The 21,826-nt window shown below is 63.9% G+C and carries 22 protein-coding genes, 1 tRNA gene and 1 other RNA gene; 7 read left to right on the top strand and 17 right to left on the bottom strand.

All coding sequences use genetic code 11. From position 1 onward, the window contains the following. The first annotated feature begins 129 nt into the window (after positions 1 to 129). Both KUV82_RS07285 and KUV82_RS07280 read left to right on the top strand, forming a co-directional pair. Positions 130 to 1,710 (top strand): isocitrate lyase, encoded by a 1,581-nt coding sequence (locus KUV82_RS07285; protein ID WP_258319889.1) that lies wholly within the window; start codon positions 130 to 132, stop codon positions 1,708 to 1,710. A gap of 11 nt (positions 1,711 to 1,721) precedes the next feature. Then, positions 1,722 to 1,910, top strand: coding sequence for a hypothetical protein (locus tag KUV82_RS07280; protein ID WP_375541192.1), 189 nt, complete (start codon positions 1,722 to 1,724; stop codon positions 1,908 to 1,910). A gap of 115 nt (positions 1,911 to 2,025) precedes the next feature. Here KUV82_RS07280 and KUV82_RS07275 read toward each other — a convergent pair whose 3' ends face one another. The 6 genes from KUV82_RS07275 to efp all read right to left on the bottom strand — a co-directional run bounded on the left by KUV82_RS07275 (position 2,026) and on the right by efp (position 7,254). Beyond that, positions 2,026 to 3,369: an amidohydrolase gene (locus tag KUV82_RS07275; protein ID WP_219953648.1), complete on the bottom strand. Its 1,344-nt coding sequence runs from the start codon at positions 3,367 to 3,369 to the stop codon at positions 2,026 to 2,028. A 150-nt stretch (positions 3,370 to 3,519) separates the two neighbouring features. Then, complete coding sequence (locus KUV82_RS07270; protein ID WP_309148067.1) at positions 3,520 to 5,283, bottom strand: SLC13 family permease; 1,764 nt, start codon at positions 5,281 to 5,283, stop codon at positions 3,520 to 3,522. 84 nt (positions 5,284 to 5,367) lie between these two features. After that, a tRNA-Leu gene (locus tag KUV82_RS07265) sits at positions 5,368 to 5,452 on the bottom strand. A gap of 43 nt (positions 5,453 to 5,495) precedes the next feature. Then, entirely contained in the window at positions 5,496 to 6,317 is an 822-nt protein-coding gene (locus tag KUV82_RS07260; protein WP_219953646.1) for an inositol monophosphatase family protein, read from the bottom strand. A 10-nt stretch (positions 6,318 to 6,327) separates the two neighbouring features. Beyond that, entirely contained in the window at positions 6,328 to 6,678 is a 351-nt protein-coding gene (locus KUV82_RS07255) for a hypothetical protein (protein ID WP_219953645.1), read from the bottom strand. 12 nt (positions 6,679 to 6,690) lie between these two features. Continuing rightward, positions 6,691 to 7,254, bottom strand: a complete 564-nt coding sequence (gene efp / locus KUV82_RS07250; protein ID WP_219953644.1) for an elongation factor P — start codon at positions 7,252 to 7,254, stop codon at positions 6,691 to 6,693. Between the two features lie 146 nt (positions 7,255 to 7,400). Between efp and KUV82_RS07245 the strand changes: the two genes are divergently transcribed. Then, a complete protein-coding gene (locus KUV82_RS07245) occupies positions 7,401 to 7,769 on the top strand; it encodes an elongation factor P (protein ID WP_258319674.1) in 369 nt (122 codons plus the stop codon). 2 nt (positions 7,770 to 7,771) lie between these two features. Here the strand turns inward: KUV82_RS07245 and KUV82_RS07240 are convergent, their stop codons facing one another. From KUV82_RS07240 to KUV82_RS07215, 6 genes are all read right to left on the bottom strand, one after another. Further along, positions 7,772 to 8,479, bottom strand: a complete 708-nt coding sequence (locus tag KUV82_RS07240) for a M23 family metallopeptidase (RefSeq protein ID WP_219953643.1) — start codon at positions 8,477 to 8,479, stop codon at positions 7,772 to 7,774. Positions 8,480 to 8,496: 17 nt separating this feature from the next. Then, positions 8,497 to 9,753 carry a L,D-transpeptidase family protein gene (locus KUV82_RS07235; protein WP_219953642.1) on the bottom strand — a complete coding sequence of 419 codons (1,257 nt, stop codon included), beginning with the start codon at positions 9,751 to 9,753 and terminating at the stop codon, positions 8,497 to 8,499. Positions 9,754 to 9,810: 57 nt separating this feature from the next. Then, positions 9,811 to 10,440: a thiamine phosphate synthase gene (gene thiE / locus KUV82_RS07230; protein WP_219953641.1), complete on the bottom strand. Its 630-nt coding sequence runs from the start codon at positions 10,438 to 10,440 to the stop codon at positions 9,811 to 9,813. 58 nt (positions 10,441 to 10,498) lie between these two features. Then, the gene (locus KUV82_RS07225; protein ID WP_219953640.1) at positions 10,499 to 11,386 is read right to left on the bottom strand and encodes a fructose bisphosphate aldolase; all 888 of its coding nucleotides are present in this window, start codon (positions 11,384 to 11,386) and stop codon (positions 10,499 to 10,501) included. 108 nt (positions 11,387 to 11,494) lie between these two features. Beyond that, positions 11,495 to 12,799: a tryptophan 7-halogenase gene (locus tag KUV82_RS07220; protein ID WP_219953639.1), complete on the bottom strand. Its 1,305-nt coding sequence runs from the start codon at positions 12,797 to 12,799 to the stop codon at positions 11,495 to 11,497. Beyond that, complete coding sequence (locus KUV82_RS07215; protein ID WP_219953638.1) at positions 12,796 to 14,313, bottom strand: tryptophan halogenase family protein; 1,518 nt, start codon at positions 14,311 to 14,313, stop codon at positions 12,796 to 12,798. Before KUV82_RS07215 ends, KUV82_RS07220 begins: the two co-directional genes overlap by 4 nt. Before the next feature lie 97 nt (positions 14,314 to 14,410). Between KUV82_RS07215 and KUV82_RS07210 the strand changes: the two genes are divergently transcribed. After that, positions 14,411 to 15,169 carry a flavodoxin family protein gene (locus KUV82_RS07210; RefSeq protein WP_219953637.1) on the top strand — a complete coding sequence of 253 codons (759 nt, stop codon included), beginning with the start codon at positions 14,411 to 14,413 and terminating at the stop codon, positions 15,167 to 15,169. On the opposite strand, the gene KUV82_RS07205 is transcribed toward KUV82_RS07210, so the two are convergent. Genes KUV82_RS07205 through tkt form a run of 5 tightly spaced genes read right to left on the bottom strand, consistent with a single transcriptional unit; the run spans position 15,166 to position 20,910 of the window. Beyond that, positions 15,166 to 16,242 (bottom strand): serine hydrolase domain-containing protein, encoded by a 1,077-nt coding sequence (locus KUV82_RS07205; protein WP_219953636.1) that lies wholly within the window; start codon positions 16,240 to 16,242, stop codon positions 15,166 to 15,168. The two genes, KUV82_RS07210 and KUV82_RS07205, sit on opposite strands and share 4 nt — an antisense overlap. Positions 16,243 to 16,246: 4 nt before the next feature. Next, a complete protein-coding gene (locus KUV82_RS07200; protein ID WP_219953635.1) occupies positions 16,247 to 16,687 on the bottom strand; it encodes a PaaI family thioesterase in 441 nt (146 codons plus the stop codon). Further along, positions 16,684 to 17,883 (bottom strand): phosphoglycerate kinase, encoded by a 1,200-nt coding sequence (locus tag KUV82_RS07195; protein WP_219953634.1) that lies wholly within the window; start codon positions 17,881 to 17,883, stop codon positions 16,684 to 16,686. Before KUV82_RS07195 ends, KUV82_RS07200 begins: the two co-directional genes overlap by 4 nt. A gap of 11 nt (positions 17,884 to 17,894) precedes the next feature. Further along, positions 17,895 to 18,902 carry a type I glyceraldehyde-3-phosphate dehydrogenase gene (gene gap, locus KUV82_RS07190; RefSeq protein WP_090479986.1) on the bottom strand — a complete coding sequence of 336 codons (1,008 nt, stop codon included), beginning with the start codon at positions 18,900 to 18,902 and terminating at the stop codon, positions 17,895 to 17,897. A 28-nt stretch (positions 18,903 to 18,930) separates the two neighbouring features. Continuing rightward, the gene (gene tkt / locus KUV82_RS07185; RefSeq protein ID WP_219953633.1) at positions 18,931 to 20,910 is read right to left on the bottom strand and encodes a transketolase; all 1,980 of its coding nucleotides are present in this window, start codon (positions 20,908 to 20,910) and stop codon (positions 18,931 to 18,933) included. Between the two features lie 24 nt (positions 20,911 to 20,934). Between tkt and KUV82_RS14215 the strand changes: the two genes are divergently transcribed. The 3 genes from KUV82_RS14215 (at position 20,935) to ssrS (ending at position 21,802) form a co-directional block, all read left to right on the top strand. Next, positions 20,935 to 21,297 (top strand): hypothetical protein, encoded by a 363-nt coding sequence (locus KUV82_RS14215; RefSeq protein WP_258319673.1) that lies wholly within the window; start codon positions 20,935 to 20,937, stop codon positions 21,295 to 21,297. After that, on the top strand, positions 21,294 to 21,623 hold the full coding sequence (locus KUV82_RS07175; RefSeq protein ID WP_219953632.1) for a cell division protein ZapA: 330 nt from the start codon (positions 21,294 to 21,296) through the stop codon (positions 21,621 to 21,623). Before KUV82_RS14215 ends, KUV82_RS07175 begins: the two co-directional genes overlap by 4 nt. 11 nt (positions 21,624 to 21,634) lie before the next feature. Further along, a non-coding RNA gene (gene ssrS, locus KUV82_RS07170) (6S RNA) lies at positions 21,635 to 21,802 on the top strand. The last annotated feature ends 24 nt before the right edge of the window (positions 21,803 to 21,826 follow it).

Genomic DNA, 21,826 nt, shown 5'->3' with positions numbered 1-21,826 from the left:
CATTCGCGCCGATTAGACAAGAATTTTTGTAAATTTACCTATCAAAACCGAATTGGGTGACGCACCTAGGCCTCAGGCGATCACGCCCCAACACGACTAAGGAGTATCCCCGTGACCTACTCGGCCCGGATCAACGAACTGAACGAAACCATTGCTGCCAACGGCGCACCCTGGGGTGCGATCGACGCCGAGAGCGCCGCGCGCATGGTCGTACAGAATCGCTTCCGCACGGGGCTCGACATCGCCCGCTACACCGCGAAGATCATGCGCGAAGACATGGAAGCCTATGATGCTGACCCGGCGAACTACACCCAGTCGCTCGGCACCTGGCACGGCTTCATCGCCCAGCAGAAGATGATCTCCATCAAGAAGCACTTCGGCAGCACCAAGCGCCGTTACCTCTACCTTTCGGGCTGGATGGTTGCCGCCCTGCGCAGCGACTTCGGTCCCCTGCCCGACCAGTCGATGCACGAGAAGACGACCGTGCCCGCGCTGATCGAGGAACTCTACACCTTCCTGCGCCAAGCCGACGCCCGCGAACTCGGCGGCCTGTTCCGCCAGCTGGACGAAGCCAAGGAAGCCGGCGACGCGGTCAACACGCACCGCCTGCTGAAGGAAATCGACGAGCATGAAACGCATGTCGTTCCGATCATCGCAGACATCGACGCAGGCTTCGGCAATGCCGAGGCAACCTACCTGCTCGCCAAGAAGATGATCGAGGCCGGCGCCTGCGCCCTGCAGATCGAAAACCAGGTGTCGGACGAAAAGCAGTGCGGCCACCAGGATGGCAAGGTCACCGTTCCGCACGAGGAATTCCACCAGAAGATCCGCGCGATCCGCTACGCCTTCCTCGAACTCGGCGTTCCCGACGGCATCATCGTCGCCCGCACCGACAGCCTCGGCGCAGGCCTCACCAAGTCGATCGCCTATTCGAAGGAACCGGGCGACCTCGGCGACAAGTACAACAGCTTCCTCGATTGCGACGAAGTCGACGCTGCCGACATCAAGAACGGCCAGGTCTTCATCAGCCGCGACGGCAAGCTGCTGGCGCCCAAGCGCCTACCCAGCAACCTCTACCAGTTCCGCCCCGGAACCGGCGAAGACCGCTGCGTGCTTGACTGCATCACCGCGCTGGAAGCCGGTGCCGACCTGCTGTGGATCGAAACCGAGAAGCCGCATGTCGAGCAGATCGCCGGAATGGTCGATCGGGTCCGCGAAGTGGTCCCCAACGCCAAGCTGGTCTACAACAACTCGCCCAGCTTCAACTGGACGCTGAACTTCCGCCAGCAGGTCTATGATGCCTGGGCCGAAGCCGGCAAGGACCTGAGCGGTTACGATCGCGATAAGCTGATGAGCGTCGACTACGATGGTTCGGAGCTTGCAGCAGAAGCCGATGAGAAGATCCGTACCTTCCAGGCCGATGGCTCGAAGCGTGCCGGTATCTTCCACCACCTCATCACGCTGCCGACGTACCACACGGCGGCCCTGAGCACCGACAACCTCGCCAAGGAATACTTCGGCGAGCAGGCGATGCTTGGCTACGTGAAGAACGTCCAGCGCGAGGAAATCCGCCAGGGGATCGCGTGCGTGAAGCACCAGAACATGGCCGGCTCCGACATCGGCGATGATCACAAGGAATACTTCGCTGGTGAAGCCGCGCTCAAGGCTGGCGGCAAGGACAACACCATGAACCAGTTCGCCGCCGCCTAAGGAGAGGAGATATGACGACGATGACCGACGACACTCCCAAGACCGAACCGGGCCGCGCTCGCGCGCTGTTCTCGACCGCCGACTTCCGCCTGCTGCGCACCGCGCTCACGGCCTACGCCCGGCAGACCGAGGATCGCGAGGAACTGGCGAAGATCAACGCCCTCCACCACCGGCTGGGGACCTACGTCCCCTCCGAGTGAGGTACCCTATCGACTGTGCTGACGCAGCCTTGCAGCGGTACAGACCAACACGTTCTCCTGGGGAGGAGAATACGGCCGTCGGAGCACCCCCAATGCTCCGGCGGCCACATTTTTGTCAGGGAGCCGCAGAGCTTCCGCTCACCGGCATCAGCTCGATCGCTGCGCTTGCCAGCGCCTCGGCCCCGGTGGCGATGACCTTTTCGGCATCGGGCGCCCAGAAGGGGGAGTGAAGCGACGGCAGCGGCGTGCCGTCCGTCTCCAGCGCTTCGAGCATGGGCTGCGGCGTTCCGCTGATCCAGAAGATCATCGACTGCACATCCTCAGGCGCTGCGCGGCGGAACTGGCTGAAATCCTCTCCGCCCATCACCGGCGGCGTTTCTCCCACGCGGTTCTCGCCAAAGCGCGCCTTGAAGCTTGCCGCCATGCGCTCGGTGAAGTCCGGATCGTTGTAGGTCGAGGGCGTGTAGGTTTCTTCGATCGCGATCTCGGGCATCAGATCTTCCGGCAGCCCCGCCGTAATCGCCTCCCCGCGCGCAACGCGGCGAATACCGTCGAGCAGCAGCTGGCGGCTCTCGTCCGAATAGCTGCGCACGGTGAGCTGCAACTTGGCTTCATCGCTGATGATATTGTGCTTGGCCCCGGCATGGAAGCTGCCGACCGTAATGACCGCCGGGTCCAGCGGCGAAGAGTTGCGGCTCACCACCGTCTGCAGCTTCATGACGATCGAGCTGGCGAGGACCACCGGGTCGACCGTGGTGTGCGGATAGGCGCCATGCCCCCCGATGCCCTTCACCGTGATGTCCACGCTGTCGACATTGGCAAGCGCGTAGCCCGGCGTGTAGCCGATCGTCCCGGCCGGCATCGGCGCGGCCGCGTCGTGGAACGCGATGGCATAGTCGGGCTTGGGGAAGCGGGTGTAGAGCCCGTCCTCGATCATCGCGAGAGCGCCCAGCCCCAGCTCCTCAGCGGGTTGCAGAACCATCACGAGCGTGCCCTGCCAGCTGTCCTTGTGGTCGACGAGCAGCTGCGCGGCACCGATGAAACCCGCCATATGCGTGTCGTGACCGCAGGCGTGCATGACCCCCGTTGTTACGCCGCTTGCCGGGGTGGCCATGACCTTCGAAGCGTAGGGCAGGCCTGTCTGTTCGATCACCGGCAGGCCGTCCATGTCGGCACGCAGCAGCACGGTCGGTCCTTCGCCGTTGCGCATCACCGAAACGACGCCGGTTTTGCCGACCTCCTCGGTCACCTCGAACCCCAGGTCGCGCATCCGTTTGGCCAGCTTGGCGGCGGTCTTGTACTCTTCGAAGCTGAGTTCCGGATTGGCGTGGAGATCGCGGTACAGCTCCATCAGGCCGGGCATGTCGGCTTCAAGGTCGGCGCGCAGTTCGTTGGCCTGGGCCGGTGCGGCAAGCAGCATCGCCAGCGCCGCGAGCTGTGTTGGAACGGATTTGGGCATGCCTTTTGATCTCCCTACAGCTTGGAACACATGGAACACGATCCATGGCACCAAAACCACCCGCACCCCCTGATGCGGGTTCAATTGCGCCCTGTGTTGCAGAGGTCGGCGCGGTAGGAAAGCCCCCCCGCGCCTATGCAGGCGCTTCGCCTAAAGGTCGTAAGTGACCACGAGGGCGAGCGACAGCATCGTCACCATGATCAGGACGAGCGGCACGCCGGTGCGCACATAGTCGCGGAATTCGTAGGACCCTTCGGCCATGATCAGCATGTTGGTCTGATAGGCGATCGGCGTTGCGTAACACAGGTTGCTGCCGAACAGGACGGCCAGCACCAGCGGCTCAGGCGGTAGCCCCAGCTTGGTGGCAATCGCAAAGGCAATAGGTGTGCCGACCGTCGCCGCCGTCGCGTTCGAGGCGAAATTGGTGAGGAAGGTCATCGCCAGCATGATGGCCGCGAGCGCAGCCGCCGGGGACAGATAATCGAGGCCCACGGCGAGCACTGTCCCGATCCAGTCCGCAGCCCCGCTGTCGAGAATGATCCGGCCGAGCGCAATACTGGCCGCAACCAGCACAATGACGCTGCCCGAAAGACCCCGTCCCACGCGGTCGAACTTCACACAGCCCGTCACGAACATGAGGATTGCGCCCGCCAGCGAGGCGATCGCGATGGGCACAAGGCCGAAGGACGCAAGCGCGATCGAGCCGCCCATGATGCCCGCGGCCAGCGTCGCCTTGGAACGCCGCGGCAGCTCGCGCATGCCTTCGAGCTGCAGCAGGCTATCGGCGCGGGCGAAGTGCTGCATGTCGTCAGGCAGGCCCATGACCAGCAGCACATCGCCTTCGGCAAAGCGGTGATCGCCGCCTTCGGAGAACTGCTCTTTCTCGCCCACCAGACGTTCGGGCCGGTGCGTGCCGATGACTGCGACACCGTAGAGATCGGCAATGCCTGAGCTCGGCAAAGTGCGGCCAATGAGGCGCGAATCCGCCGTCACGATCATCTCGCCAACTGCGATGTCGGTGCCGGTCTCGCTCGAACGGCGGCGGATCCGGTCCAGCACCCAGCTGGGCGCCGCATCCCCGCGCAGGGTGGCCATGGCTTCCTCGATGGCCTCGTGCGTGCCCGTCATGCGCAAACGGTGGTGCGGCCGCATCAGGCCCGGCGGGACGTCGTGGAACTCGATACCGGTTGGCAGGCGGGTTTCCAGCTCGGACAGCTCGCGGCCGTTGAGGATAGAGCTCTCGGTCACCCGCAGGCGGGTTTCGAAAAGGCGCTGCGAATGCACTGTCTCGACCCGGTTATCCCCCAGCATGCGCGGCATGACGATCCAGACGAACGGCAGCGCAACGAGCGAGGCGAACAGCACGATCGGCGTGAAATGGAATACGCCCATCTCGGGCATGCCCAGGTCCACCGCGATCGAAACGACGAGGATATTGGTGGAAGTACCGATCGTCGTCGCCAGCCCGCCCATGAGCGAGGCGGCGTTGATCGGGATGAGGGCTTTCGATGCAGGCAACAGGCCGCGCAGCGCCAGCTGTACGAAGATCGGGATAAGCAGAACCAGCACCGGAGTATTGTTGACGATCATCGACAGCACGAAGGTGACGACGAGCGAGAACAGCAGGCCCAGCTGCAGGTTGATTTTGAACAAGCGTTCGAGGAATCGGGCCGCGGGCTCAAGCGCGCCCGTGACCACCAGCCCCCGCCCCATGATCATCAGCGCACAGATCGTGATGAGGGCGTAGTGGCCAAAGCCCGAGAACGCCAACGAGAGGCCATCGGTTGGCGCAGTGTCCGGAAGCGGGAAGAAATAGAGACCCACCGCAATGACCGCGATGGTCAGGAGAGAAATGATCTCCACCGACATGCGCCCGCGCGCAAAGGCAACGAACATGGCGATGGTAACAACCATCGCCGCGATTGCATGGTAGGAAGGAACCCCGATCATCCGAAGCCGGAAATTCCAGTTTCTTCGGCTTTGCGCAAGGCCTTAGTTTGGTACCCCTGGCCGGACTCGAACCGGCACTTCAGAAGAAACTCGATTTTGAGTCGAGCGCGTCTACCAATTCCGCCACAGGGGCAACGGGTCGGGAGCGCAGGCGTTAGCCTCGCCCCAAGCGCGCATCAAGCCTTGAGCGCGCCGACCAGAAGTTTGTGCAGTTTCGAGTGCAACGCGTCGTTCGCTGCGAGCACCTGGGCCGAATGGATCGGCTGCGAACGGCCGCGGAAATCGGACACGAAACCGCCTGCCTCGCGTACGATCAGGCAGCCTGCGGCGGTGTCCCAGTCGTTGAGCCCGCTTTCCCAGAAACCGTCGAAACGTCCTGCCGCCAGCCATGCGAGGTCGAGCGAGGCTGCGCCGAAACGGCGGATGCCGGCGACCTGCGGGCCGATCGCACCGAAGATCTTGGTCCATTCACCGAAATCACCATGGCCCTGAAAGGGAATACCGGTTGCGATCAGCGCTTCGGGAAGGGTGCGACGCGCCGAAACACGCAGGCGGCCATCGTGCAGCCAGGCACCGCGGCTCTTCTCGGCCCAAAAAGTCTCGTCGGTGATCGGGTTGTAGATGACCGCAGCGGTCACATCGCCCCAGCCCCCGCCGCCAAGCTTGGGTTCCTGCACTGCGATGCTAATGGCGAAATGCGGGATGCCGTGGAGGAAGTTGCTGGTGCCGTCGAGCGGATCGACGATCCAGCGAGGCTTGTCCTCATCGCCTTCGATGATACCGGCTTCTTCCATGACGAAACCCCAGTCGGGACGCGCGGCCAGCAATTCGTCGTAGATCGTGCGCTCAGCGATGCGGTCGGCCTTGGACACGAAGTCCGCCGGGCCCTTGCGGCTCACCTGGAGGTGCTCGACCTCGCCGAAGTCGCGGCGCAGGCGGCCACCCGCCTTGCGCGCGGCTTTCTCCATGACGCGGATGACACCCGATAGAACGGCCATGATAACTCTCTTATTCGGTCAGGACGCGGATCGAACGGGCCTGCAGGTGGATGTCGCCCCACTCGCAGGCCATGTCGAATTTCGCGCCTTCAATCGTGAAGGAATGGATTGCGAAGCGGCGCGCATCCGATGCGGCGCCTTCTGCGCGTTCCAGGGAAAGCCGGGTTATCCCGGCGAATTTCAGCAGGCCGGGATGGAAGCACGCGTCTTCCCCGGCCCCCGGCTCTTCGTAGTCCGGGTGTGACGGCTCCAGGCAGAAGTCCATCTCCAGCGTCAGCTCGTCATCGTTGATGATCACCGCGCGCAGCACACTGCTGTCGATCGCGATGTTCTCGAACCGGCTGGCGACGGATTTGCCCATAGCGCGTCCGGCTTAGCCGGCCTTGCCGACGTAGGACTGCTCGTACACGTCGACGATGATCCGCGTGCCGCTTTCGATGTGCGGCGGGACCATGATGCGAACGCCGTTGTCGAGCACGGCAGGCTTGTAGCTGGACGAAGCGGTCTGGCCCTTCACCACGGCATCGGCCTCGACGATTTCGGCTTCGATCTGCGCGGGCAGCTCGACCGAGATCGGCTTCTCTTCCCACAGCTCGAGCTTCACCTGCATGCCGTCCTGCAGGAACGGGCGTGCATCGCCCAGCAGGTCGCTGGGCAGGTTGATCTGTTCGTAGGTCTGCTGGTCCATGAAGACGAGCATGTCGCCGTCTTCGTAAAGGAACTGGTAGTCCGCCGTATCGAGACGCACCTTTTCGACCGTGTCGGCGCTGCGGAAGCGCACGTTGGTCTTGCGGCCATCCTGCAGGTTCTTCATTTCGACCTGCATGTAGGCGCCGCCCTTGCCGGGCTGGGTGTGCTGGATCTTGGCGACCTTCCAGATGCCGCCTTCGTACTCGATGATGTTGCCCGGACGGATGTCCACGCCGCTGATCTTCATGGGGAAGCTACCTTCGACTTTTTAAAGAGCGTGCCCGCCACCGCTGGCGGACGTGTGCGGCGCGCCTTAGCCGACGCGGGGCTTGCGGGCAAGCGAGTGGAAATGCGCAGGCGAAGGCCCTATATGCGCGGCCAAGGATCGATATCATGACAATCACACGCACTCTCACCCTGTTGGCCGCAGCCGTCGGCCTTGTCGCCTCTCCTGCCGCTTCGCAGGGCCGCCTCGCCCTGCTCGACCGCGGCGAATATGTCTGCGCCCTGCCCGGCGATGCGACCGGGGCCGCCTGGGTCGAACAGGAAGGCCGCGACTTCGCGATCACCGGCGGATCGAGCTATCGTACCGCGCGCGGTACGGGGACCTACTTGCTCGAAGGCAAGCAGGTGACCTTCACGCGCGGCCCGATGCGCGGCACGAAATTCATGCGCCTTGGTTCCGGCATGCTCCAGGAAATCGGGCGCGACGGGAAACTTGGCCGCTTGCGCTGCCACCGCGCGGGCGGGCTGAAGGACTAAAGCTAGCGGCTGGTCAGCAGCGGATAGGGATTGACCGCGTTGGCGGGCTCCCACCACTCGGCGTCCTCGCTCGTCTGGAGGATCGCGAAATGCAAGTGCGGCGCGTCATCCGAGGCGTTGCCCGAACTGCCGACCGTCCCGAGCCGCTGTCCTCTGCGAACCCGCTGGCCTTCGGTAAGGCCCGGCGCGTATTCATCGAGATGCGCGTAATAGTGGATCGTGCGCCGGTCGCCTGAACGCACATAGATCGTCAGGCCGCCAGCATCGCTTTCGAACAGCTTTTCGATCTCCCCCGGGCCGGCCGCGACCACGCTGGTCCCTTTGGGCGCCATGATATCGATCGCCTCGTGCAAGCGGGAACCACCGGCGCGCGAATCGCTGAAGGTGTCCGTCAGGTCGGAACGGCGTACGTTGAGAACAGGCACCACGAGTTCCCGCCCGGTGCTCGCGTCAGGGACTTCGGTCGTCGAGGAATCGAGACCAGCGTCCAGCGCTGCGAGGGTGTTCGCTTCCTCTTCGTCCAGCCCATCGACAGCATCTGCGTCGCTCGCCTGCGGCGAAGGGCTCGGCGCGGCCTCCGCCGGACGGGTCTGGTCCCGCTGGCTGACGCTGGTCGCGTTTTCGATGAGACTGCCGCCAGCCACGATCCAGATCGCGCTGGTGAGCGTGGCCGTAATGACAATGGTGAGAATGCGATCGACGATGTTCATGGGGCCAACCTAGCGCCTCAAGCCTCGAAAATCACCTGCGTCGATTGCGAGACCATTCCGGCAAGCCGCGCGGCGTCCCAGTTGGTAAGGCGCACGCATCCACTCGACTGCGCACGCCCGATGGTCTCGGGATCGGGGGTGCCGTGGATCCCGTAGTGTTCCTTCGACAGATCGATCCAGACGACACCGACAGGCGAATTGGGCCCGGGCGGCAGCGTGTATTCCTCGCCGTCCTGCTTGCCGCCCGATAGCACCTCGGGATCGTAGCTGTAGGGCGGATTGTAGGCCTCCCCGACAATGTCCCATTCACCAAGCGGCAGCGGGAATTCGCTGGAGCCCGAGCTGACCGTGAACAGGGCAACCAGCGTGTCGCCCTGGTAGGCCTTGAGTGTCTTGCCGGCCTTGCTGACGACAATGCGATCGACTTCGGGCTGGTCGCTGCCGACGCCGAGCGAGGCCAGGGTCTGCTGCCAGCTCGTCTCGCTGACCGAGCCGGGCGCAATTCGGTCGCCGCCAATATTCGGCACGCGGATCTGCTGGCCGGCAGCGAAGTAGCTCTCCGACTTCGCCGCGCTCGAAGCCTTAGTCTCGCTGGAGGTCGGCGTCGGTGTCGGGGTCGGCTTCAACGTCCCGCTGGCCTGCGTCATTCCTGCGGGCTTGCCGCCGGGATTGAGCTGCTTGAGCACATCAACCGTCGTGTGGAAACGCTCGGCAAGGCGCTCGTCGAGCGATTTGTAGCCGAGCGTTTCGAGCTTGGCCTTCTCGGCTACATCCTCCGGCATATCGGTGTAGGTCGCCTCGCTCCAGCTTGCCGGGATGGTCACCACGCGCGTTGCCGGAATACGCTCCCAATCGGACAGCGCCTCCTTGGTGGCGTCGTCGAGCCTGCCGGTCACCTTGAGGTCATTCGCTTCCTGGAATCCCCGCAGAGCGTTCTCGGTGCTCATGCCCATCTTGCCATCGATCACGCCGGGCCCGAAGCCGACACGGTCGAGCACGACCTGCGCCTGCATGACCGGGCGCTCCTCGCTGTCGGGTATGTCGGAGGTCTGTGCCTCCTCGCCCTCAGCATCGGCGTCGATCTCGTTCATGTAGCGATCGTCGTTTGAGGCCATGGTGTCGGCAAGGTTGTCATCGCCGTAGGTGTCATAGCCGTAATCGGTGCCGCTATCGGCGCTCGCAACAGTGTCGGTGTCCTGTTCGTTGTCCTGGCCTTGCAAGCCACAGGCGGCCAGGGCGAGCGAGGAAACGGCGGCGAGTATGTACGTGCGCATGAGGGCGACCTCTCCTGAATACGGGACGCAGGCGGCAATCCCTTTCAGATGCCCAACTCACGCGGCTGCGATTTGCTCCGAAAAGGCTTTAACGGCAACCACTTCATCGCCGTTCCAGACCGCTCCGGAAACCGCGATGAAGTCCGCACCCGCCTTTACGATGGGCTGACAATTTTCCGGAGTGATGCCACCGATCGCGACCGAGGGCAGCTCGACCATCTCGCTCCACCATTCGAGCAGATCGAGTTCGGCCCGATGCTCGGTTTCCTTGGTCGTGCTTGGGAAGAACGCCCCGAAGGCGACATAATCCGCGCCCGCTTCGCCCGCTTCGAGGGCGAGGTGACGCGAGGCGTGGCAGGTCACGCCGATCTGCGCCTCGCGGCCCAGGTCTTCGCGCGCTTCGGCCGGATCGCCATCGCCCTGCCCCAGGTGCACACCGTCGGCCTTGAGGCGCTTTGCGAGCGCGATGTCGTCGTTGACGATGAACGCGACCTCGCGCTCGGCGCAAATCGCTTGCAGCGGCTCGGCAAGTGCCGCGGCCTCGTGCTGATCCAGGCCTTTCACGCGAAACTGGAACGCGGTCACGAGCCCTTCTCCCGCATCGATGGCGCGCGCGAGCCGGTCCGGAAAATCGCCGGACACGTCGAGCGGGGAGATGAGATAGATCTGGCAGGTTGGTTCGGTCATGGCCTGCCCCTAACGGGCTTCGTGCCGAGCGCCAACCTGCCGGATCGAATTTGCGCGATCAGGCGACGCTGGCGGCGTGGATCTGGTCGATCGCGCCCGACAGCGTGCCGTCGAATTCGTCGTCACTCTGCGTGGCGCGCAGGTCCTGCAGCAGGCCGCGGCTGAAGCTGGCGATCATGCCGGGGTTCTTGGCGAGTTCGCTACAGGCTTCGTCGGTCGAATAGCCGCCCGAAAGCGCCACGACACGCAGCACCTTGGGGTGGCTGGTGAGCCCTGAATAGAGACCAGCTTCCTTGGGGATCGAGAGCTTCAGCATGATCTGCTGGCCTTCGGGGAGCGCATCGAGCCCTTCCTCGATTGCCTCGAGCAGGATCTTCTCGCCTTCCGCGCGGTCGGCGGCGGTGATGTCGTATTCCGGCTCGAGCATGGGGATGAGGCCGCAAGACAGGATGCGCGCGCCTTCTGCAAACTGCTGGTGGACGGCGGCCTTGATGCCGGTGGCATTGGCCGACTTGACCACGCTGCGCATCTTGGTGCCGAAGACGCCGAGCTCCTTGGCGCGGTTGCACATATCTTCAAGGCCCGGATTGGGCTTCATCAGCTGCGCGCCGTCACGCTCGTCCTCAAGGCCCTTGTCGACTTTCAGGAACGGCACGATGCCGCGTTCCTTGAGGCGGGCGGGCACCGACTTGCCGCCGCTTTCGCCTTCCATGGTCTTCTCGAACAGGATTGCGCCGATGACCTTGCCGTTGCCGAAACACGGGCTTTCGATAATGCGCTGGCGCATTTCGTGGATGAGGCCGAACATCTCGTCTTCCGTGCTCCACGCGCCCTCTTCGACACCGTAGCCCTTGAGCGCCTTGGGGGTCGAACCGCCCGACTGGTCGAGCGCTGCAATAAAGCCCTGTCCGGTGGCGATACGCGCCTTCATCTCATCGAAAGTCATCTGGAAAACCCCGTCGCTTGGAAGTGAGTGTGCATTCGTATGCGCGCGGCCATACAAAAGCCTTTTCGCACCTGCAACAGGCGGGCGGCAATTATTGTCGTCGGCGTGTCAGGATGAGGCGAAGCGGTGCCGGAAACGCGCGCTGTCGGGCATAGCCTTCAGCGCCTGCTCAAGCTGGCCGCGCACCGTGCCCAGCGCATGGTCGAGCTGGCGCGGATCGAACGCATCCGCTCGCCGATCGTGGCGCTGCGGGATCACCCCGAAGGCAAGTAAGAGGTCAATCCACGTCTGCCGATCGAGGACATCTCCGTCCAACGAGGGCATGCGCCCCCGGCTGCGGAACTGTTCGACGCGCAGGGCGAGCCCCTCGGGCACAGGCTGCTGGGCTTCAGCACCAAGGCTGGTGGGCACGGCAACCCATTCACTCAGCCGTTCGACCGAGCGCCAATGAAGCTGGTTGAACCGCCGCGCTTCGGCCGCAAAGTCGGGTGTTGCCGGAAGCGTTTCGAGCAGGTGCTGCGCTTGCAGAAGCAGCAACCGCGCATCGGCGGCAAACAGCGGGCCCAGACGAGCCGAGGCGCGCCCCATGCGAAGGAGGTTGCCCGACCAAGGGGCCTCGTTTGCATAAGCTGCCGCATCGCCAGTGCTACGTGCATCGGGCGCCCGGTAAGTGGGAAGTACTCCCGCCTCGTAATGCGCAGTGGCTTGCAGCCCCGAGCTAAGAGCAGGGATGTTGCGGTCGCCACCGGTTTTCGTGCGGGCCCGAAGGTCGATGACAAGGTCTGCGCCAATCGGGGTGCCATCCGCAGTCAACTTGTGCTGGCCCGAACCAGCCACCTCCTCAAGCGACACAGTCTCGCAGCGCAGCACGTCAATTGAGCACAGATCCGACTTGCTCTTGAGTAGCTGCGCCAGCGCCGTCCTCTCGATAGCGGTCAGCGGACCCAGCATCGCCAGTGGAGATTGCGGGGCGTCTTCGGGCAGCGCCATGGCCCCGGCCTTGGCCGCGCGAGCGCAGAAGCGGAAGCCCTCATAAAGCTCGGCGAAGCGGTCGAGTGCCTTGGCCTCCTCGGCCACCCTGCGCAGGATGTGGTGGAACGGCAGCCCGCCTATCATGGGCAGATCGCCTGAGGGAGCGACAATGATCCGCCGCCCATCGGGAGCGAAACCTTCCAGCGCTAAGCCGAGGGCAAAATCGGCGCCCGCCTTGGCAAGGTCGGAAACGGCGATCCCGGCAAGCGCGAAATAGGGGTCGGCAACCGGCACTACTGCAACCGCTTCTTCCGCCGATCCGTGCTCCACAACCGTTACGGCAGCGCGCGCGCGAAGAGCCGGAGCGAGAAGTGCAGCGACCGGCCAGACATCCTCGGCGGCGCCGACCAGGACGATGGATTTTGCGGCTCCGGCACTCACGATGAAGCTCCCGCGTACTGGGCGCCTGACATGCGAAGGAACTCGCGGTGCACGGGCATAGCCGCCGCATCACGCGCATAGGACTGCCGCAGCCCGTCCAGCGTCTCGACGAGCGCCGCTTCGCCAATTCCCTCGGCGCGCGGGTCCCATCCTTCGGGGACAATGTTCTGGCCGAGGAAAACCGATATCCAGCTGACCGGCTGAAACAGTCCGTCGGCATAGTCGGGCAGCAGCGCGCGTCTGCGGAAGTCATCGATTTTCTCGCTCAGGCTTTCGGGCAGCGGCATTTCGCGCATCGCTGTCCAGAATTCCCCATCGCGCTGGTTGGCGACGTAGTGAAGGACGAGGAAATCGCGAATGCGCTCGAACTCGAGGTCCATCAGGCGGTTGTATTCGCGTTGGTCGGCCTCGGCGATGCCAGCACCCGGAAACAGCTCGACAAGGTTGAGGATGCCGCTCTGGATCAGGTCGATGCTGGTCGATTCCAACGGCTCGAGGAAGCCGCCCGACAGGCCGATGGCAACACAGTTGCCGCGCCACAATTCCCGCCGGCGCCCGGTGGTGAAGCGCAACTGGCGAGGCTCGCCCCCGGCCTCTCCCTCAAGCGAGGTGACTAGGGCATCGCGCGCCGCCTCGTCTTCCCAGAAGGCGTCGCAATAGACGAGGCCGTTGCCGACGCGGTGCTGGAGCGGAATGCGCCATTGCCAGCCTGCCTCGCGCGCGGTGGCCCGGGTGTAGGGACCATGCTCGCCGCCGTTCGCGCAAGGGACTGCAAAGGCGCGGTTGCAGGGCAGCCAGTGGCTCCAGTCCTCGAACGGTGTTTCGAGCGTGTCGCCGATCAGCAGCGAACGAAAGCCCGAGCAATCGATGAAGAGATCGCCTTCGATCACCGCTCCATTTTCGAGGAGGACCGACGTGATATTGCCGCTCTCCGCGTCGCGGATCACCTCGACGATGCGCCCCTCCCGGCGAACCACGCCCGAGCCCTGTGCAAGTTCGGCCAGCCAGGCTGCATAGAGCCCAGCGTCGAACTGGAATGCGTAGTCATAGGGTTGCTGCTGGCCGCCCTCGCCCGGCGGTGCGAACCGGTCCGCCCAGGCCGCGACGATGGGCAGCGAATAGTCGCCAATTGCGGATGCCTTGCCGAGCGCGTTGGCTAGCGCCCAGGCTTGGATGAAATCCACCCCTTCAACAGGCTCGCCATAGGTGCCGAAAGGATGGACGTAGCGGTCGCCCGGCTTGCCCCAATCGCGAAATTCGATGCCGAGCTTTATGGTCGCCGCCGTGCGCGCCATCATCTCGCGCTCGTCGATCCCGAGCATACGGTTGAAGGTGCGGATCTGCGGCAAGGTCGCCTCGCCGACGCCCACGGTGCCGATGGCTGCGGATTCGACGAGCGTAATCGCCAGGCCGACGCCGCCCAGCAGGCGCGAAATCGCGGCCGCGGTCATCCAGCCAGCGGTTCCCCCGCCGACGATCACCACCGTGTCGATCTGCTTTCGCCCCGAACTCATGCGCAAAGGCATACGGTTGGCTCGCAAGAGCGACAACCGGGCCAAGGTAACCAATTGCTCCGCCATGCGTATTTCTCACCAGATACCAGGAGATTGCATGCTCGACGAAATCCAGGACCGGCTCTGCGCCGAGAATACGACCGACTTTTCGGACCTCAGGGCGGTGACCATCAATTGCACGCTGAAGCCCACGCCGCAGGGCTCGCATACCGACAAGCTTCTGGGCGTGGTTGAGACGATCCTTGTGCGCAACAACGTCGCGCTCGAGCAGGTCAGGCTGGTCGATCACGATATCGCACCCGGCGTTTATCCCGACATGACCGAACACGGAGCCGCGCGCGACGATTGGCCGGCAATCTGGGAAACGGTGCGCGCGGCCGACATCCTCGTCGTCGGCACCCCGATCTGGCTGGGCGAGAAAAGCTCTGTCTGCCAGAGGCTGATCGAGCGGCTTTACGGCCATTCGGGCGAGACCAACGAGCGTGGCCAGTACGTCTTTTACGGCAAGGTTGGCGGCTGCATCATTACCGGTAACGAGGACGGCATCAAGCACGTCGGCATGGGCGTGCTCTACTCGCTCCAGCACGTCGGTTACACCATTCCCCCGCAGGCCGATGCCGGCTGGATCGGAGAGGCCGGACCCGGGCCCAGCTACGGCGACGAAAAGGAAGACGGTTCTGGCCGCGTCGGCTTCGACAACGACTTCACCCGCCGCAACACGACCTTCATGACCTGGAACCTCATGCATATGGCACGGATGCTTAAGGATGCAGGCGGCATTCCTGCACACGGCAATTCGGTCGATGTGTGGAACGAGGGCCGCCGCTTCGACGCGCCCAATCCGGAGTATCGCTAGCGAGCGAAGGTTTCGAGGAAGCGTTTGGCAAGAGGGCTGTCCTCGATCCCCGCGCGCACGACCGAATTGCCCCACCAGATGAGCTCGGTATTGGCGAGCACTATGAGAGCGAGATCCTGCTCGGGCACCTTTAGGTACATCGCCGAATATTTGCCCGGCTCCCAACCCGAATGCCACTGGAGGCGCTGACCCTCCCAATCGGAAAGCCACCAACCATGCCGATAGTCGCCCAGTTCGGGTAGCTCTCGCCTGACAAGGTCTTCGCGCTCGGCATCGGACACGAGTTCGCCGCCCTCGTAAGCTATCTCGAAAGCAGCCAGATCGCGAACGCTGGCGAGGATGCCTGCCGCTGCCCGGAAATCGTCGTCGAACAAAGGCGCCTTTTCCGGCCCGCTATCGGTGACTGTGAAAGGCGGAGCGAGATAGCGCAGGGCCGCCCCGCCCTGCGGATCGCGCCAACCCAGCGCTACGTCAGTCATACCCACGCGATCGGCCACATGCTCACGCACGATATCCCGCAAGGGCCGCCCGCCTGCGCCCTCTATCGCGCGGTCGATGCGGGCGTAGGCGATCGGGTTGTAGACGAAAACTTCACCATTGGCGCGCATGTCCAGCATGTCTTCGAGCGTGGTCCGCTTTGCACAGTCCATCGCCGGGATGGTGTTGCCGAAAGTGTCGGTCCCGCCCGCCCCAAAGGGAATTTGCGAAGTGGACAGCCACTCGCAGGTGCGCTCCCAGCCCTCGTCCGACGACATGGGTAGCAACAAGTCCAGCCCGCCGGCTTCCGCTTCCATCAGGATCGCCGTAGCAGCGAGCGGCTTGGTGACCGAGGCGATGTAGTAAGTGGTCTCGGGCGAGGTCGGGAATTCGCCCTCGTCGTCGGAGACGCCCAAATAGGATTCCCAGACGATGGCGCCGTCGCGCACGATGGCCGCGCTAAGGGAGGGTGTCCCGCTCTCCTTGCGGAAATTTTCGAGATACGATCCGAAGGTCTCGAATTCGCCTATGTCGTCCTCCCCTTGTACCGGTGCCGCGATGCACATGAGCAGCGTTGCGGCGAGGAAGCGTTTCAAGGCCTCAGGTCCGGTTTATCTTGCGGATAATGCCGGTGAAGCTGAGCGCGGGCTTGCCGTCGCCGGTGATCATGCCGCGCACGAAAATGGTCTTTCCGCCGCCGCGCGTGACTTCGCCGCGCGCTTCGACCAGCTGGCCGACGGAAATCCCGCCGAGGAAATCGCCCGAGAGGTTGATCGTGACCCCGAAGTTCTCGCCAAGCTCCTGGTGCGCGATGGTGAACAGGGCGAAATCGGCAAAGGTCATCATGCAGCCGCCGTGCATCGAACCCGCACCGTTCATATGCTGCGGCTCGGCTCGGAAGGCGCTGACCCACTCCCCGTCGATTTCGCGCATGTAGAAGGGACCCGAACGGGTTTCGAACGCGTCGTGTTCCCATGTGCTCCAGCCAGCCCATTCGCCCTCGGTGACGAGGGTCGGCCCGCGGGTGGTCATTTCGCTCATGCGGTCAGCGCGGCAACGCCCGGCAGGTCCTTGCCTTCCATCCATTCAAGGAACGCCCCGCCCGCGGTCGAGACGAAGGTGAAGTCGTCCTTCACTCCGGCATGGGCGAGCGCAGCGACCGTGTCCCCGCCCCCTGCGACGGAGGTGAGCGAGCCGTCCTGCGTCAGGGCGGCAGCGGTCTTGGCAAGCGCAACCGTGGCCGTATCGAACGGCTCGGTCTCGAACGCACCCATCGGACCGTTCCACACCAGCGTGCGGCAGGTCTTGAGCACATCTCCCAGCGCCTCGACCGCAAGCGGGCCGACGTCGAGGATCATCTCGTCGCTGGCAACCTCGTGGACGTTGCAGGTGCGCAGGCTTTCGGGATTTGCCGCGAATTCCTTCGCCACCACGACATCGTACGGCAGGTGAACGGTGCAACCGGCGTGGCCGGCCTCGTCCATGATTGTGTTTGCTGTATCGGTAAGGTCGTGCTCGCACAGCGAGTTGCCGACATCGACACCCTTGGCGGCGAGGAAGGTGTTGGCCATGCCGCCGCCGATGATGAGGTGCTGGACCTTGCCGACGAGGTTGGTCAGCACGTCGAGCTTGGTCGAGACCTTGGCCCCGCCGACAACGGCCGCAACCGGCTGCTCGGGTGCGCCAAGCGCCGCGTCGAGCGCCTTCAGTTCCGCTTCCATCGCGCGGCCGGCATAGGCCGGAAGATGGTGCGCGAGCCCCTCGGTCGAGGCGTGCGCACGGTGCGCCGCGGAAAAGGCGTCGTTGACGTAGAAATCGCCGTGAGCAGCGATGCCCTTGGCGAATTCGGGATCGTTCGCCTCTTCCCCGGGCCAGAAGCGCACGTTGTCGAGGAGACCGATATCGCCCGCCGAGAGGATCCCGATCGACTGTTCAACCACCGGGCCCATGACCTCGGGGATGAACATGATCTCCTTGTCCAGCACCTTCTCCACATCGCCCTGCACGAAGCTGGTCGACAGGGTCGAATGGCGCTGGCCCTTGGGGCGGCCGAAGTGAGCGAGCAACAGGACCTTGGCGCCCTTGTCCGCAAGTTCGAGGATGGTGGGTTTCACCGCCTCGACGCGGGTGACATCGGTGGCCGAACCGTCCTTCATCGGAAGGTTCAGATCGACGCGTACCAGGGCAACCTTGCCGGTAATATCGCCAAGGTCGTCCAGGGTCCTGAAGCTGCTCATCGTATCGTCCTTTAGAGGAACTTCGCCATCACGCCGGCGGTGTCGATCATGCGGTTCGAGAAGCCCCATTCGTTGTCGTACCAGCTGACGACGCGGGCAAGCTTGCCTTCCATCACGCTGGTTTCGAGGCTGTCGATGGTCGAGCTGGCCGGATAGTGGTTGAAGTCGCTGCTGACGAGCGGCTGGTCGGTGTAGTCGAGCACGCCCTTCATGGGGCCTTCCGCCGCAGCCTTCAGCGCCGCGTTCAGTTCCTCGGCGCTGGTGTCGCGGCCGGGGGTGAAGACGAGGTCGACGAGGCTGACGTTCGGGGTCGGCACACGGACCGAGCTTCCGTCGAGCTTGCCGGCGAGTTCAGGCAGGACCAGGCCGACCGCACGGGCGGCGCCGGTGGTGGTCGGGATCATGTTCTGCGCGCCGCCGCGAGCGCGGCGCATGTCGCCATGCATCTGGTCAAGCATGCGCTGGTCGTTGGTGTAGCTGTGGATCGTGGTCATGAAACCGCGCTCGATGCCGACGGTATCGTGCAGCACCTTCGCCATCGGCGAGAGGCAGTTTGTGGTGCAGCTGGCGTTAGAGACGATCACGTCCTCGGCGGTCAGTACATCGTGGTTCACACCGTAAACGATGGTGGCCGAAACACCCTTTGCGGGGGCCGAGATCAGCACGCGCTTGGCGCCGGCATCAAGGTGCGGGCGGCAGGCTTCGTCGGACTGGAAGAAACCGGTGCATTCGAGGACGATGTCGACGCCCTGTTCGCCGTGCGGCAGCTTGCCAGGCTCACGCTCGCTCGTCACCGCGATGGACTTGCCGTTCACGATGATGGCGTTGTCGCCGACTTCGACCGTGCCGGGGAAACGGCCGTGCGTGCTGTCGTACTGGAACAGCAGCGCGTTCGACTTGGTGTCCGCCAGGTCGTTGATCGAAACGAGGTCGAGGTCGTGGTCGTCACGCTCGAGGATAGCGCGCGCCACGAGGCGGCCGATACGTCCGAAACCGTTGATTGCAACCTTGGTCGCCATGGGTAAGAACTCCTGCTTAAGCCTTGGATTACTTGGGCAATTTGTTCATAATTTGCGGAACGATAGCGTCCGCCGTGAAACCGAATTTTGCGAAGAGATCGCCTGCCGGAGCCGAGGCCCCGAAACGGTCGAGACCGATGGTGAGGCCCCCCTCGCCCGTGTAGCGTTCCCACCCGAAGGTCGTCCCCGCTTCGATGCTGACACGCAGTGTGTCGGCTGGGATCATCTCGGCGCGGTATTCCGCGTCCTGTTCGTCGAACAGCTGGGTGCAGACCATCGAGACGACCGATGCGCCCACGCCCTGCTTTTCAAGCTGCTCGGCGCATTCCAGTGCCAGGTGCACTTCGCTGCCCGAGGCAATGAGCGTCACCTTTGCGGCGTTCCCGGCCTTCTTGAGGCGGTACGCGCCCTTGGAACTCATGTCCGTTTCGTCCGGAGCGTTGCGCACCTGCGGCAGACCCTGGCGGGTCAGCGCGAGCACGCTCGGGCGATCCTTCTGCCGCAGAGCGATCTCCCAGCATTCGGCGGTTTCCACCGCGTCGGCCGGGCGCATGACCAGAAGGTTCGGGATCATGCGCAGCGACTGCACATGCTCGACCGGCTGGTGGGTCGGACCGTCTTCACCAAGGCCGATGCTGTCATGCGTCATGACGTAGATCGAGCGCACCTGCTGCAGCGCCGACAGGCGGATCGCCGCGCGGCAATAGTCGGTGAAGACAAGGAAGGTGCCGCCGTAGGGAATGACGCCGCCATGGAGCGCCATGCCGTTCATGGCTGCAGCCATGCCGAACTCGCGAATGCCGTAATAGACATAGCGCCCCGAATAATCGTCAGCCGTGAACGGCCCGATGCCACCGGCCTTGGTGTTGTTGGAGCCGGTCAGATCGGCGCTGCCACCGATCGTGTCGGGAAGCATCGCGTTGATCTGGCCCAGGGCCATCTCGCTAGCCTTGCGCGTGGCAACCTTCTGCGGCTCGGCCATCAGCGACTGGATGTAACTGTCGAGGCTGAAGCCTTCGGGCAGGTCGCCCGCCATGCGGCGTTCGAACTCGGCCTTGTCGGGATTGGTCGACAGGCGCACATCCCATTCCGAATGCGCCGTTTCACCGCGCGCGGTGGTTCCGCGCCAGTCCGCCAGAACATCCTCGGGCACTTCGAACGGGGCATGGTCCCAGCCCAGAACGTCACGCGCGGCCGCGATTTCCTCCTCGCCAAGCGCAGCGCCGTGGGTGGCGCTGGTGCCCTGCTTGTTGGGCGCGCCTTTGCCGATCACCGTCTTGCAGGCGACGAGCGAGGGGCGATCGTCCTCCACCGCTTCGTCGAGCGCGCGGCGGATGTCGTCGAAATCATGGCCATCGCAGCTCACGACATGCCAACCGGTCGCTTCGTAGCGAGCCTTGATGTCCTCGCTGGTCGAAAGGTCGGTGGTGCCGTCGATCGTGATGTTGTTGTCGTCCCACAGAACGATCATGCGGCCCAGCTTCAGGTGACCGGCGAGGCCGATCGCTTCGTGGTTGATGCCTTCCATCAGGCAGCCGTCGCCGGCGATCACCCAGGTACGGTGATCGACCGTGTCGTTCCCAAAGGTCGCATTGAGGCTGCGTTCGGCCATCGCCATGCCGACCGCCATCGCCAGGCCCTGACCGAGTGGGCCGGTGGTGCTTTCCACGCCTTCCAGCAGGAAGTTCTCCGGATGGCCCGCGCAAGGGCTGCCGAGCTGGCGGAAGTTGCGGATGTCTTCCATGGTCGGGCGCGCGTAGCCCGACAGGTGGAGCAGCGAGTAGATCAGCATCGAACCGTGACCGGCCGACAGGACGAAACGGTCGCGATCGGCCCAGTCGGGCGCCTTGGGGTCATGCTTAAGATATTCGCCCCACAGGACCGTTGCCACATCGGCCATGCCCATCGGCATGCCGGGGTGTCCTGAATTCGCTGCCTGCACCGCATCCATGGAAAGCGCCCTGATGGCGTTGGCCATCGGGACGAGGCGAGCGGTGTCGAGACTCATGGGAAATATTCTCCGGAAAATCTGGTGCGATTCGACGCGCGCGAAGCCTTCGCGGAGCGCGCGCGCAAGGTCAACCCGCGCGCAGGGGGCTGCGCACATGCCGTGGCCCTCACCTCACTTATCAACAGATGCGGTCAAACCTTTGCCACAGATTGGCAATCTTGGTATTTGGGAGGGGTTATGAGTTCCGAACGGATCAAAAATGCCATGGACCGGATCGACCGCGCGCTGGCGCGGATCGAAACGCAGGCCGCCCTTGCTTCGCACGCGCCCGAGACGGGGAGCGCCGGCAGCGCCGCCCTTGCTGCCCGCCACGAAGCGCTGCGCGAAAAGGTCGAGGTAAGCTTGACCGAACTCGATGCGTTGATCGAAGGGCTGGAGCGATGAGCGACGTCACCCTTTCGGTCGGCGGCCGCAATTACACCGTATCCTGCGCTGACGGCCAGGAAGAACATGTCCAGCGCCTTGCCACCGTGATCGATGGCAAACTTGGTTCCATGGGGGCAAACCTGTCGAGCCAGGAGGCCAAGAACCTTCTGTTTGCCGCCCTTTTGCTTGCCGACGAGCTCGACGAGGCGAAGAAGGAACCCGCGCCTGCCGAGCCGGCCGAGCCCGATTTTGACGCGGAACGGCTGGCCGGACAGCTCGAACGGATTGCGCTTGCGCTGGAGAATGCGGCATCCACCCTTGAGGGCGGCGGAAGCCTTTCCTAAGTAAGGCATCGGCGGGGCTGCCCGGCACGAGCTGTACGAATATCCCTGAGGCTATAAGCAATCCAAGGGAGCTGTCCCTACCGGGTTGGCGGGTTCGTCCCGACGATCTGGATATATGGCGCCCACCTGACGTTGAGGCGTCAGAGGATTTCACCGGCACGGCCCATGGTGGTCCCGCTACATGTTTTTCTGTGCCTCAAGCG

Source organism: Qipengyuania flava (assembly GCF_019448255.1).
In the GTDB taxonomy this organism is placed as follows: domain Bacteria; phylum Pseudomonadota; class Alphaproteobacteria; order Sphingomonadales; family Sphingomonadaceae; genus Qipengyuania; species Qipengyuania flava_A.
The sequence above is the reverse complement of the archived record's forward strand: the minus strand, read 5'-3'. Positions and strand labels throughout refer to the sequence as shown.